The organism is Paenibacillus sp. L3-i20 (assembly GCF_022180385.2).
In the GTDB taxonomy this organism is placed as follows: domain Bacteria; phylum Bacillota; class Bacilli; order Paenibacillales; family Paenibacillaceae; genus Pristimantibacillus.
Genome location: NZ_BQME02000001.1, coordinates 2,169,624 through 2,184,292, shown reverse-complemented (window position 1 = coordinate 2,184,292; position 14,669 = coordinate 2,169,624). Strand labels below are relative to the sequence as shown.

Here is a 14,669-nt window from a genome sequence, read left to right as displayed (position 1 = left end):
TTGGACGGAATGGTGCGTGCTATAATAACGTTGCAAATAGGTTCATAGCTCTCTAACAATTGTGGCAAAGGATGAGTGAAAATGATGAACAACAAGTTGAAAATCGCGATTATTGGCGCAGGAAGCACCTATACACCTGAGCTGATGGAAGGCATCATTAAGCGCAAAGATGCCTTACCTCTCTATGAGCTTGCACTTATGGATATTGACGAAAGAAAACTAGATATTGTAGGCGGTCTATGCGAGCGAATGGTAGAAGCAGCCGGTATGGACTGCAAAGTGGTCAAAACTCAAAATTTGGATGATGCACTTCGTGGAGCTAACTTTGTTCTTGGACAAATTCGTGTAGGCAAGCTGCCAGCACGTGTTCTGGACGAGCAAATTCCGCTTAAATATGGTTTGATTGGGCAAGAAACATGCGGTATTGGCGGATTTTTCAAAGCGATGCGCACCATTCCTGTCGTGCTTGATATTGCTAAACGTATGGAAGTCCTTTGTCCAGATGCATGGCTCATTAACTTCTCTAACCCAGCGGGCATTATTACTGAAGCCGTTCTTAATCATACAAATGTCAAAATGTTAGGTCTGTGCAACGTTCCATATAACATGTACAAGAGTATCCGTGAAACGTTAGAGCTACCAGAAGCTAACCTCACATATGTTGGACTAAATCATCTGAGCTGGATAACTGCTATCGAGCATGATGGCAGGGATTATTTGAAAGATGCCTTAGAAATGGGTCTGAATAGCGAGACGATGAAAAACATACCATCCAGCGGTTTTAGTAAAGAGCTAGTCCAACTTGTAGGCGCGATCCCTTCTTCCTATATGGAATATTACTATTTTAAAGACAAGAAGCTGAAGCTATTGAAAGAAAGCGAGCAAACACGCGGTGAAAAATGTATGGATATCGAAGAAGAGCTTCTGGGAATCTACTCCAATGCGGAACTTCATTCGAAACCTAAATTACTCTCTTCGCGTGGCGGAGCTAACTACTCCGAAGTCGCAATCAGTCTAGTAGACGCTATCTTTAATGATAAACAAGAATACCATGTCGTCAATCTGCTTAACAATGGCGCACTTCCGTTCATGGAGGATACCGATGCAATTGAGGTCGGCGCAATTATCGGCAAAGACGGTGCTAAGCCGGTTCGTCTATCAGAGTTCAACAATCGCCATATTATCGACTATATGCGCATGATAAAAGCTTACGAGCGTGAGACTGTTGCAGCAGCCGTAGAGGGCAGCGAAGAAGCGGCAATGAGAGCACTTATGATGAACCCTCTCGTTGCTGACTATCAGACTGCATATGATTGCTTCCACGAATTAAAAGAAGCACATCGGGATTATCTTCCGCAATTTGTTCAAGGGGAATGAGAACGTTATGGCTAAGCAGTTTGTAATCGGTGTTGATGGCGGGAATAGCAAAACGGATTATTATTTGTTTCATATGAACGGTGAGTTCAAGGATCATATTCGTGCTGGCACTTGCAGTCATGAACAATTCCCAGGCAGCTATGAAAGTGCATGGCAAGAGATGAATAAACAAATCGGTCTGTTACTTTCCCGCAATGGGCTGTCGATGGAAGACATTGCTGCTGGTGCTTTCGGACTTGCCGGGGCAGACATTCCTTCACAGAAAGAGAAGCTTAACGAGATCATTGAGAGAATGGGCTTCACTCACTATGCAATGGACAACGATTCTTTCCTTGGCATCAAAGCTGGCAGTAATAAGGGTTATGGCATCTGCTCCATCAATGGCTCTGGCGCTTGTACAGGTGGTATCTCCCCGAGCGGTGAGAGATTACAAGTTGGCGGCGTTGGCAGTGAGTTAGCAGGTGACGAAGGCGGTGGCTTCTTCCTAGCGCGTAGAGTAATTCGTACAATCTACGACTCGTTTTACCGACTAGGACCGAAGACTACTCTGGCTGCACCCGTTATGAAGCTGCTTGGTGTACCGAACAAAGAGCGGTTTATGGAGCGTGCATTGGAAGGCATGGTTGCACGTAAACTTCCTAATACGGAACTAGTAACTCTACTATTTGCTGCCGCAGAAAAAGGTGATACTGTTGCGATGAACATCGTAAGCCAGTCTGCCTTGCAAATGGCTTATTCGACAGCAGGATGCTTGCGTCAGTTAGATTTCGGAACAGAGCCCGTCGACATCATTATGGCAGGCTCTGTCTGGGTAAAGGCGGAATCACCAGTCATGCGCGATCTCTATAAGCGCTATGTTGATGAGCTTGCGGGGCGCGCATGCCGCTATACATTATTAGAAGTTCCACCCGCAGCCGGGGCTGTTTTGTGGGCGCTGGAATTAACTTTGAGTGGTCCTGTTGATGAACAGATACGGAAGAAAGTGATTAGTGCGGTGAGCTAACTGAGGGCTTCCTGATTGAGTTAGTTAGCATAAATGATCACATTATAAAAAGGAGCTATTTTCAAGTTAAAATCCACTTGAGAACAGCTCCTTTTTCGAGTTGTGGTGCGATTAGCGTCTTCTACTCTAGAACATCTTAAACAGTTCAATAGCTATGTACAGTGCTACTACCCAAATGATGATAGCTGATATTTTATTTATTGCTTTTAGAAGTTTGCCTTTCGTATCAAAGTTTCCAACAACTTTCCCTGCTATCGCAAGCCCTAGAAACCAAAGCCAAGAAATAATAATACATGCTGCAGTAAATGCTATCTTTTCTGAACCTGAATAATTCAGAGAACTAGTTCCAATGACACCTACTGTATCAAGAATTGCATGGGGATTAAGAAGAGAAACTGAAATAGCTATCATGATCTGTTTCTTAGGCGACATAGCACCTTCCTGTTGACTTAGATTCTCAGGAACACTCCGCCAAATAGACCACCCCATATAAAGAAGAAATAAGAGTCCAACAGTAAATATGACTGTTTGCAGGGCAGGAACAGATAATACAATGACTGAGACCCCAAGCGTTGCTAATAGAATGAGTATAGTATCACAAAGTGCTGCTGTAATGACAACTGGAATTGCCCTTCTAAACTTGGGCTGAGAAACCCCTTGATTAAACACAAATACGTTTTGCGCACCAAGGGGAAGTATTAGCCCGAAAGCTAATACGATTCCATGAAGAATAGCCCCCAACATAATGTTCTCCCTCTCTACTAAAATTTTGTTAATGCAAGTTGCAAAAAATACACCGCACAGAGTTTTCGTCCTCTGTAGCGATGTATTCAAATCTTTTATTTCACCCGTCTATTACTTTACGCTCTCCATGGACCACGCTTCTACATCCCATGTTTTTGTTACCCAATCCTCATAGAAATCAGGTTCATGAGAGACGAGTACAACTGTACCTTTGTATGCTTGTAACGCACGTTTCAATTCGGCTTTAGCGACGATGTCCAAATGGTTCGTCGGCTCATCGAACAAAATCCAGTTGCTTTCTCGCATCAACAACTTGCAAAGACGAACCTTCGCCTGCTCTCCACCGCTGAGCTGATTAAGAGCTCGTGTAATATGTTCATTCTTAAGACCACAGCGGGCTAAAGCTGCCCGAACCTCATGCTGGTTCATAAAGGAAAACTCATCCCACACGTCCTCTAACGGAGTCATCGTTGGAGCTTTGGCTTCCTGCTCGAAGTAAGCAGGGGATAAATAATCGCCAAGATAAGTTTTGCCTTCAAGTGGAGGAATAACACCCAAAATCGTCTTAAGAAGCGTTGATTTACCTACGCCGTTACAACCTACGATCGCAATCTTGTCGCCTCGCTCAATAACCATATCCATTTTAGGAAGAAGCGGCTTATTGTAGCCGATAACCATTCCCTCTGCTTCAAACACGGTCTTTCCGCTTGACCTGGACTCTTTAAAATTAAAGGTCGGCTTTGCTGCTTCTTCAGGCTTATCGATGCGATCGATACGGTCGAGTTGCTTTTCACGGCTCTTCGCACGTCCTGAGGTTGAAGCGCGCGCTTTATTTTTTTGAATGAATTCTTCTTGCTTCTTAATAAAGTCCATTTGCTTTTCGTAAGCGTCAATATGCTGCGCTTTGTTCAGTTCAGCCATCTCCAGAAACTTCTCATAATTAGCCGAGTAACGCGTCATCTTCGTAAATTCAAGATGGTAGATAACATCGACAACCCCATTCATAAAGCCCGTTTCATGAGAAATAAGAACAAACGCATGCGGATAGTTTTTCAAATAATGAGTGAGCCAGTTAATATGCTCTTCATCCAAATAGTTCGTAGGCTCATCCAGCAATAACACTCCCGGTTTCTCAAGCAGAAGCTTGGCGAGAAGAACCTTTGTCCGCTGTCCACCGCTTAGTGCCGTAACGTCGCGATCAAGTCCAATTGCGTTTAAGCCGAGACCATTAGCCATTTCATCAACTTTCACATCGATCAAATAGAAATCACCAATTTCAAGTTCCTCTTGGATTTCTCCCATACGCTCTAATAGCTGCTCCAACGTATCTGAATCAGCATCGCCCATCTGTGCAGTAATAGCGTTAAGCTCTTCTTCTAATAAAAGCAAAGGCAAAAATGCATCTTTCAAAACGTCTCTGATCGTTTTACCTGCTTCAAGCTTTGTATGTTGGTCCAAATAACCGTAACGAACACGTGGTGTCCATTCCACCTTGCCTTCGTCCTTCAATAGCTTACCAGTCAAAATATTCATAAGTGTAGATTTACCTGTACCATTCGCACCAACTAGCCCAACATGCTCACCCTCAAGCAAACGGAAAGACACATTTCTAAACAATACCCGATCGCCAAACGTATGCGATAATTGCTCAACAGTCAACAAACTCATTTATCTTTATCTCCATTCATATATACACATTAATTAAAAACTTACAAATCTCTCTAATTGCCCGTACCATTGTACCACAAAAACGTTCAATCTATAGTTATTATAAAAGTCTACCAGTAAAACACTATTAATCAGCAAAGGCCGAAGTCCCCAATTGAGGAGCTCCGACCATTCTAATGTCCATAATGCTTGGACACGTGGCGAATATACTTATAATCCTTCTCCAATAGTGAAGTTTAGTGTAGCTGTGTAGAAGCCCGCACGAGTACCTACAAGCTGACCCGTGCTAAATTTGCTGCCCGTTCCGGATTGACTTGCAATTTCTAATGCCTTCGGCAGCACAAGTGTATAATGGATAGGAACGTTGTAAGCTCCCATACCGAATCCAGGTTGCGCTCTAACTACAGTTTGGCTCGCATTGCTAACTGTAAAGCTAGCAGCTAGCGGACCATTCACGGGATCAATAGGTTGTCCTGATACATAGTCAATGTTAGATGATTCCAAACTTAAAGACGAGATGGGGATTTTAAGAACGAACGATGCGTTGCCTGCAGATGATGGATCTGGAAGACTAGCGCTCAAAAAGTCTGTAGCTGAAATTTTTACCGCCCATCCTGCACCAGTACCTCGGTTATCACTAATACGTACTGTAGAGGTTGTATTTGTTCTCATTACAGCTTCGTTATCGAGATCTACATTTAGAAACGATCCCGAGATGGTGCTAAATTCAAGTTCTCCGCTCAGTACTCCTACCTGAGTTTGATTTCCTGAAGCCAATACCTTATTCAGTTTCACATCATCTAAATAAAGATTGTAGTAGCCGCCGTCCGCAGTAATGATCGATTCAAATTTAACTGTGATATGATCAGTCTCCGCTGGCAATACAGTGGTCAGCTCAAATTCAGAAAAGCCAGATGTCGAAGATGTGATGTCTACTACGCCTCGACCGATGTATTGCCCTGCTACATTATAAAACTCCACTTTTGCGCGAAGCTTCGCCCATACTAATGAAGTTACATTCGCTTTAAATGTAAACTTCACAGGTTGCCCTGCTGTGAAGCCTGTATTAATGTTATTACCAATTTCCAATTTTTGATTCAAAAGGGTAGTACCGTCATGAGAAAGTCTTTGAGAATAAATACCCTCTGACACGGATGCTGATGAAACTTCGGCTATAAACGAAGCTGGCGATCCTTCCGAACTAAATTTCCATCCATCAGCAGTGCTACCCGAGGTGAACGATTCAAATCCCCCGTTGTCTACAATGTTGGCAGTAGCAAATACAGACATTGGAGTGATGACGGTAAGGATTAAGCTAAACACTAGAAGAACTCTAATTACTTTCATTCGCATCGAATATTTCCCCTTGTTTAATAGATGTTGCAACAAACTTCTTCTCTCTCCCTCTCCTAATTAGAAGTATTACGAATATAAGCAATAAAATAATTATTACTGTAAGAATTACTAGAACCCATATCCAATACAAATACAGTATTTCTAAAAGCCAGCTCTTGTGAGTCTTCCCGACCTGCTGTGCCTTATCAAGGGCAGATATGACTTCTTCAGCAGCAAGTTTAAACTTATATTCACCCTTCAACTCAATGTCTTGATAATTTATTGTGTAATTTAAGTTATAGGAGCCTGGACGTAAAACATCTGATACCCTCATATCATATAATCCTGATGTACCAACATACACGGAGTCCATCGCATATTGTTCTGACTTCACAACATCGCCTGATGAATTTTTCAATGTCAGTGTTCCAGAAGGCTTTTCCAAAATCGTACCTAAATTATGGTGTGGAATAAAAATAGATACGAGACCGTCTCCTCCTATTTCATGATAAACATTATTCACTTCCATCTTATGAATTGCTTTATCCCTGTTTATGTTCACGACTGTCTGAATTGGCAGTCTTATATACATATCAGATACGATAGCCATTTCGGAATTAGCTGCTATTGTAGGTGCAGGGATAAACTCTTCCAACACAATAGCCCCTATGTATTGACCATCTTTAACGTCTCCCGGAATATCCATAGTAAAAGCGTAAGTTGCTCCTGCTCCTGGTTGCAAGGTACCTTCCATTACAACTTCTTTAAACCAAGAACCTACCAGAATCTTTGAATCGGAGCTAGCAGGATAACTCCATCCCCCTCTTAATGTCGGCAGCACATCAGTTGCATAGATCTTAAATGAAGACGCTTTGCCACTAATGTTGTTAACCCTCACCTTAAAAGATAATGATGAACCTGCTTTGGAATTCACCATAAAAATAGAGTCACTTTCAGATTCTAGCCCAACCATAGAAAATGAAGCTTTTGGGGGTTCTCCTTGTATAGATTCAGCATTTACGCTTGCAATGTAGTAAAAAAATAGAAAAATGAATAGCAATACTGTTTTTTTCATCGCGCACTCCTATGTGCATTTAAAAATAGTTAAATAGAACCAATTAAACTTTGCAACCATTTAACTATTTCATTTTTAAAAATCGTCATTACATTACTTTATTCACAGTACTTTCTATATGAAATCACCTATTAACAAGGACTTAAAGCTTATTTTTCTTAACTTTAACACACTTTCCCTTGAGTATAAATACTTTTTATTACAAAAATCGGGACTATTAGACTAATCTAGCATCATGCAACAATAGTTGATTTAACCCCAAGCAAATTTCCATGAGAGAAAAGAAAAAAAGCCAACCACGACGGCATCCGTCTATGACTGACTCCTTATATGTAATCAAAAATCCTCTTTTTTTATCGATACCTCTTCCTAATGATTACGACTATAATTCCAGCAATTACGACTAGAGCTACTGATATCCACAACACATATTCTAATATCCCGGCAGAACCTTCAGTTGATTGACTCTTCGTTAGTATTGCTTCTGCCGGAATTTCTACATAGCTTTTTTGCAATTCAGTATAATCTACACCCCATGATGAATCTTGATTTTCATCTGTTGTAACCTCATGTGGGTTAGCTGGTACTTCTTCCGGCATTTCTTTCTTCACCTCTCGCTATTCATCATTCTTTTCTCTTCCCATGATTGCTTAATTTCCTTTTATGTTTCTCTACGACTTCTCTTTCATAAAACAAATAGAAGAGGACAGGTTTTCGTTCTGCCCTCCTCTTCTACTGTTCTATAAATCTAAACATATTACATTTCTACATTAGTGCGTACCTGAAATTTCTAGATCATCGGCTGCTGATTTGTGTGCAGAATAGACATTTAGTACTGGGTATGGAATTTTTTCAATAGGCCAAGACGTCCCCGCAATTTCGACTGTCGTATTCTGACTTGGTGATCCATATTTTAAGGCGTAAGTGTCACCATAAGCATTAATATCCGCAGCCATTAGAATGACAGTCTTGTTGTTTCTATAGGTGTCAATGTTATCTTGAGTGGGCTTCTCATTTTTTTCAACTACTACAGCAGATGAAGGTAACCCATAGGTGAAGTGCCAACGCTGAGCTTGCATGTTGAATAATTCAGTAGGTATCGCTCCACCAGGATTTTTATCATCCCCATTGGTTCTGGTTGATCCGATAAATGTTCTATTTCTACCCGTCAGATTCATAATATCAGCAGAACCAAAAGGAAACCGGTCTCCAAAAGGCTGCTCTAATGATTTTTCATCTCCTGGATCATTCGTATTCGCATACTCCATCACTGTATTGGTCACATTGGCTTCGAATACATCATAATTTCTCCTGCCATGTTCCGCATCCCAATCCAAAGTATAATTAAATTTATGGATAGATTCCGGTTTATAACCCGTTTCACCCCTGCTACTTTTATTTATCGGTTTGTAACTTCCGCCAACGTTCATATACACATCTACTTCTTTTATATCACCTGTTTTTAGATTAAGTGCATAATATCGAGGTATGATCTGCATACTTCCATAATAATTGCCTATTGTCTGAACATCAGAAAAAACTTTATAACCTAAACGCATAGGTTGCTTACGCAGGGCAGCTATATTGTTCTTCTCAGGAGATAGAGGTAAAGGTATTGGTTCTCGATTCAAATGCGTTAATAATCCATAAGTGTTTAAATAATTCCTTACATCTTGAATCTTTTCGCCTCTAATGTCCACAATATCCCCAACTATTGCGTTTTGCTTGTTAGGATCAACTTTCTTAACAAGATTTTGCACAAGCCACTTTGTTGGGTACATCGGTTGCTTGAACAGGTTAGAGAACCTGAAATCTCCAGTATCCTCTATGACTAGATTTCCTATTCTACCTACTATATCAATGTTAAAGCTCTTTAAGGCACTATGAAGAGCCTGTAGCGCTTCATCTCTGACCTTATTGGTAGGCTTTGCTCCAGGTTCAAGAGTGTCCCCATTTATCGCTATAGCTTGAAATTCAACTAAAGCACTTATCGCTTCCCTATTACCTAATGGAAGATAAAAATCATACATACAACTAAAATCATTACAGATGACAGGTAGATCTATCCATTCCCCTGCGGCATGTGTTTGACCATCATAGATAACATTAAAATCGAACTTTACAGCTTTAGACTGTGTCCATTCTGTAGTATCCATATTATCTACAAACCCTTTACCGCGATTAGCAGTCACATTTGGAATACCCCATGCACCATCCCCGAAAAAATTCCCATTATTCGGGAAGAATATCTGGAATCCGTAATCCAAGTTAATAAAGTTCCCTGGTTCGAATTTCCCTAAACCAGGTACGTTAACTGGAGCGGTTGGAGAAGTTTCAATTTTTTTTGTTATATAGGCATCCTCCGGAGGAACGGATGATCCAGAATCCAGCATCGTTTCCACTTCAATGTATTCTGGGACATTCGCACCTATTGGTGAATGAATCCTTATAAATCCATTTCCCGAATGTCCGGTCTGATTCCCACCAGACGGATTAGGTATCGATTGATCTCCAGCAATTGTAGATCCTCCAGTTAGACCTTCTACATAACCGGAACCACCACCACCGCCTCCATCATCTAAGTCGTCATAGCTTGAGTAATCACTACCTCCGGCACCGCCTCCGTAGTAACCTCCACCACCACCACCTGCTCCTGAGCCAGAACCCGCATTATTACTTCCTCCGACTCCTAGTACTCCTGCACCACCAGTTGTTAAACCGTAACCTCCTGAACCTCCTGAAGTTTGTGTACCACCTTCTGCACCTTTACGGTTATCTGCTCCGTCTTTACCTCTGCCTCCGGAAGAACCTCCACCAACTCCTCCATTAATACCACTTCTACTTCCCCAACCTCCGCCACCACCGGCGACGATTATTCGGTTATTTAAACCTGTACCACCCTTTCTTATATCAGTAGCACCACCACCAGAGTCAGTAATTCTACCATGCCCTGATCCGCCACCGTTCCATCCAGTCTGACCTCCGACATGGAGAGATAACTTATCACCCTTATTTAGATTCATTGAACCTACAGAGTAACCACCCTTACCACCAAACCCTGAAGTACCTCCTTCTGCTCCCCATACTTCAAACTTGTAACTACCTGATCTAGGAGCTACAAATTCTTCTGCACTTCCAGTAAATTTAAAGTCTAACACCTCTGGAGCAGTACTATAGTCTGGATTCTTAACTAGTTCGTAACCATATATAGGATCGACCGGTATAAACTCCTGCAAGGACATGTTTTGCAAAGATAAATTGTCAGCAAAAACATGTTCTGTTACATTCTGCCCGCCACTACTTTTGCCTTTTACGATATGCACTCTAACTTTTGACACATCGGCAGGGGTAGTAAAGGTTAATTCTTTATTATGCTTAGCACCGGTATTAACAGCAGTTGTACTTCTTACAGTAGATGCAGCTTTGTTAGTATCTGCCCCATATATATCTATGTAGAAGTATCCTTCACATCTGTGACAGCTAATATCTCCTGTAAATTTGTAATTCGTATTCGGCTTGACTGTCACATCTTTGTAATATACTGCATCAATATTTTTATTCGGAGTAGTATATATTTCAAATGAGCTTTTCCCATTCATAACCCACTCGTCATCGTCACCTATTCTACTACTCGTAAACGTTACATCTGAGGGAGGAGCAGCAGTCCATGTTTGCCATCCAGCTACTGACCCTTTGGTATTAAGAAACTCCGCGTCACCATTAGACAATATATTTTGTCTGTAGTCGGGTTTAAGAATCTTTTCATATTCAATGGTTGGTGGTTGTAGATTTCCACCTATAGCTTTCGATTCAGTTGTTCTTTGATCTCTTTCAGCAGATAGTGCTTTAACAATAGATTTCTCTACTGATACTGGATTATGAAGGACAATATCATTGACCTTACTATGAGAATCAGAATAATTACTCATGAAAGAAACGCCCGCTTCTCCATAATCCCCATCAACCGCTGTCGAATAAGGTGTCAGTCCTTTTCCTTCTTTTATCAACAACTTGTAGAAAACAGAAGACGTTCCTGTTACATACAAACCATTAGGATTTGTAACAATAGGATTCACATTCGTCTCCATTAATCTTAAAGAGGAGCTAGGCCTTGCTGGTTTATTTATACCGGCAGGGTATTTATCAAATATCGTTTCTAATTTGCTGTTATCATATCCTGAATATTTGGTGTTCGGATTTTGATAGTTGCCGTTATACGATCCTATATTTATTTTATCTGGCAACCAATCTGCCGCTGAATTTTTGTTGCTAGTCCACTGGACATTAAAAGATGTTTTGGGTATATCTACTTGCCTTTGCGGCTCCACAGGACTCGATGTCTTTTCAAAATACATGACAGACTGATCACCAGAGGATGTTTGCAAGACTAAGAAATCAGATATTGCTGTTACCTCTACCGGTTCTGTTCTAAGCTCTTTGAATTTGTTAAATTCCACCGTTTTTTTATCATCTTCTGTAGAATTTAGAATATGATAATCAGGAATTTCACTGTATTCCTTATAGTTATTATAGATAATACCTTTGGCCCAATCAGCTGTCTGTCCAGGTCCAGAAATTAATCCATTATCACCATTACCGTCATCTTTATTTGTTCTACGACCTAAATTCCAAACGACCTCATCATGTTGATTTGGTTCTATAGAATACCGAAGCCTGCCCTCTTCACTAGCCTTAGTAGGTAATTTCCCCTCTTCAGCAATGTTAAAGAAAACAGTAGGATCTCCTTGTACAATAGAAGCGGTCAAATCCTCTGTACCTGTTAACATGGTCATTCCATTTACTTTTGATTTGTCCAATTTCCAAACGTTTGCTTTCGTAATTTTAGTGTAATCATAAGTGATTTTTTGTTTCCACTTATCCTCTACCATTGGTAAATCATAGGTAGAGGATGGACCATCTATAATTTTTGCAGGAAGTTTGCCCTCAACAGTTATCGTATACGTACCCGGGCTTCCGTTTTGCCCGCTAGACGGTACTTTAGGTCTGCCGCCAACACAAGGTGTTCCAGAACATGGAACAGCAGCACTTCCTGCATTAGCCCAACCAGCAGGCTCTACTTTGCGATCATTAGTTATTGATGCTCCCCAATTGATGAAGCTTCTTTCCTTACTATCACTAGCTGCTGTATGGGTTATTTTAAAAGAATTTACAGCGCCAGCCCAAGCAGAAGCTTGCGATTTAGCCGTATTATAATCACCATAATCCCATTTGTTATTTACATTTGTCCAGTGATCTCCCCAAGTTACAGAGCCTGTGTAGGGCAATGTTCCAGTCCAAGTAGCAGTAACCGTTCCACCCTGATGACCATTAACTGTTAAGCTTTCTGAGGAAGCGCCGCTTGGAGATGGTACTGTGTAATTTTTCGCTTGATCTCCTATTTTGAATTCACTAGGCACTCCGCCAGAATAGAACGCTCTATAGGTTCTAGTTGACTCAGCCTCAGGAACGTATTCTACTTCAACATCCACTATAAACTCAGAACCACCAGATGCGAAATATAGGCTTCGCGTTGTTGGAGTTCCAGCCATAGCTTCAAATGTTTCATTGGAGCCCGTTCCAGTAGTTGAAGGTGAACCTTCTTTTATCTCCGACCAAAATTCAGGGACAGACGTATAACTACCTGTCTCTTTTATTGGTGGAGGTGGTTCAGCTCTCCAGAATGTTATTTCAGGAGATTCTTTCAGTAAACTCTCACAAGTCAGTGTTTCAAGTTTTCCATCCTCAGTCCAACTAACTGTTATCGAAGCATTATAAGCAAATGTCACTTTGCTCCCTTCAGGCATATCATAATTCATCAGATCATCCGTATACATGAGTTGGGACTGACCTTTCACGTATTTTAATAGTTGTACAGGAGTTACAGATACCTCTTTCGCTGGATCAGGAATTTTCCCTTCCTTAGACCATTTAGCAGGAGTACCATCGCCTCCTTCTCTATAGTTTCTATGAAGAGTTACTTTCATCTTAAAAGCAGTCCTACCTGATTCAGCTGCTATAAATTGTTCCCACAGTTTTATGACCTCATCAGTTTGTTTTATATCAATAGGCATATTAATTTTCTTGCCAATTTTATCTGTCTTGACTTCGTCAGATGAAGGAGCAGCCTTTTCATCCATCTTGAGAGATACTTTTTGACTACATTTACAATCAACCTCTTCCGGATCTAATCGGTTATGGTGTCCTCCAGCAATCATGAATCCATAATAAGATCCACTGCTATTAAACTTTAACGCTTCCATAATTCCGAAGTCCACAGATCCTCTACCGCTCCAAACGCCTTGACCAGAAGAGGTTTTGAACATATATCCGGTTACTCCGTTATATCCATAAGCAAATCCGTTACCTTTGGCAGACTTATCTGTTATTCTGTCCCTGCTAGGCATTTCTTTTTTCGACAAATCTGCAGATTTCTTTATTAAATCTTTAGTATTACTGCTTACGCCAGTTGCATCGAAACTAGATTCTCTAATGTCGCCTTTCGGAGTTGCACCATGAGCCCATAACACAAAATCTATACTAGGCATGAATAAATATTTTGAACTATACTTAGGAACCGAATATCGGGATACTGTATCAATAGCTATAAGGACAGGATTAGTATCTATTTTGGTCTTGCTTATAAATCTATTAATTTCAGATTCATAAAATGCTTCATCCTCTTTAGGCACTAGTACATAAAGGGTCATAAGGAGGTCTAGATAATGCAAACGAGCTTCATAGCCATCTATTCCATCCCCATCAGCATATTTGTCGAATGTAAACTGTTTAATTCTCTGTTCAATAAGTTTGTGATCACTTAAAATCCAATTCCAAATATGAGATGCATACTTGGCACAGCCATCAGCGCACCCCCCGCTCCAATCAATTACATTTTTCCACTTTCCGTTCGCTAACTTTTTTATGTTCTCTCCATCTTTACTATAAGGTGCATATTTTTTTAGCTTCGAAAAGAAATTAGAATCATTTCTTTCTGGACTCCCAATCTCTCTTAATTTTGCTGCCATATAAGCAGGAGGCTTTTCTCCAAAGTTCATTTCTCCAGCACTCGAAGAATACCATCCAATGACTGCATTCTGCGTGTAGTTAGCCTTCGGAGCAAATAATATGGAACTATCCATTTTAGGAAAATGATTTCCAAAGTGATTTTGTAATTTCCCTTCTATCTTTTCCCTAGACATATTAATCCCTAGCTTGTTTTCAGTGCTTAACGTTTCTTTCGCAATTCCTACTCTATATACTGCATTTAGATTCACACCACCGTTTGGTCCTGGGGTACCTCCGCTAGGTATAGATCCCGACCCACCTAATACAACAGCTTGAACAGTATTTGTAGGGCCTTGAGAGAAAATCGAAAGCAGAATAACAAATATTAAAAATATAGCTACATATTTCTTCATTTCTTTGCACCCTCTCTTTCATTCAGGCTATATTTCATTTCCTTTGGAA

Annotated in this window: 8 protein-coding genes; 2 read left to right on the top strand and 6 right to left on the bottom strand. The window is 40.8% G+C overall.

Annotated elements, in window-relative coordinates; genetic code table 11:
- Window positions 1-81: 81 nt before the first annotated feature.
- Window positions 82-1,377 (top strand): 6-phospho-beta-glucosidase, encoded by a 1,296-nt coding sequence (locus MFF31_RS10250; protein ID WP_238187910.1) that lies wholly within the window; start codon window positions 82-84, stop codon window positions 1,375-1,377.
- Window positions 1,378-1,384: 7 nt separating this feature from the next.
- Entirely contained in the window at window positions 1,385-2,380 is a 996-nt protein-coding gene (locus MFF31_RS10245; RefSeq protein ID WP_238187909.1) for an N-acetylglucosamine kinase, read from the top strand.
- Window positions 2,381-2,506: 126 nt separating this feature from the next.
- Here MFF31_RS10245 and MFF31_RS10240 read toward each other — a convergent pair whose 3' ends face one another.
- From MFF31_RS10240 to MFF31_RS25190, 6 genes are all read right to left on the bottom strand, one after another.
- The gene (locus MFF31_RS10240; RefSeq protein WP_238187908.1) at window positions 2,507-3,124 is read right to left on the bottom strand and encodes a LysE/ArgO family amino acid transporter; all 618 of its coding nucleotides are present in this window, start codon (window positions 3,122-3,124) and stop codon (window positions 2,507-2,509) included.
- A gap of 111 nt (window positions 3,125-3,235) precedes the next feature.
- Complete coding sequence (locus MFF31_RS10235; protein WP_238187907.1) at window positions 3,236-4,792, bottom strand: ABC-F family ATP-binding cassette domain-containing protein; 1,557 nt, start codon at window positions 4,790-4,792, stop codon at window positions 3,236-3,238.
- Between the two features lie 210 nt (window positions 4,793-5,002).
- Window positions 5,003-6,145 (bottom strand): WxL domain-containing protein, encoded by a 1,143-nt coding sequence (locus MFF31_RS10230; protein WP_238187906.1) that lies wholly within the window; start codon window positions 6,143-6,145, stop codon window positions 5,003-5,005.
- On the bottom strand, window positions 6,126-7,202 hold the full coding sequence (locus tag MFF31_RS10225; RefSeq protein WP_238187905.1) for a COG1470 family protein: 1,077 nt from the start codon (window positions 7,200-7,202) through the stop codon (window positions 6,126-6,128). The genes MFF31_RS10230 and MFF31_RS10225 overlap by 20 nt, the downstream gene beginning before the upstream one ends.
- 353 nt (window positions 7,203-7,555) lie before the next feature.
- The gene (locus MFF31_RS10220; RefSeq protein ID WP_248565450.1) at window positions 7,556-7,813 is read right to left on the bottom strand and encodes a hypothetical protein; all 258 of its coding nucleotides are present in this window, start codon (window positions 7,811-7,813) and stop codon (window positions 7,556-7,558) included.
- Between the two features lie 159 nt (window positions 7,814-7,972).
- Window positions 7,973-14,620, bottom strand: a complete 6,648-nt coding sequence (locus tag MFF31_RS25190) for a glycine rich domain-containing protein (protein WP_282570440.1) — start codon at window positions 14,618-14,620, stop codon at window positions 7,973-7,975.
- Window positions 14,621-14,669: the final 49 nt, after the last annotated feature.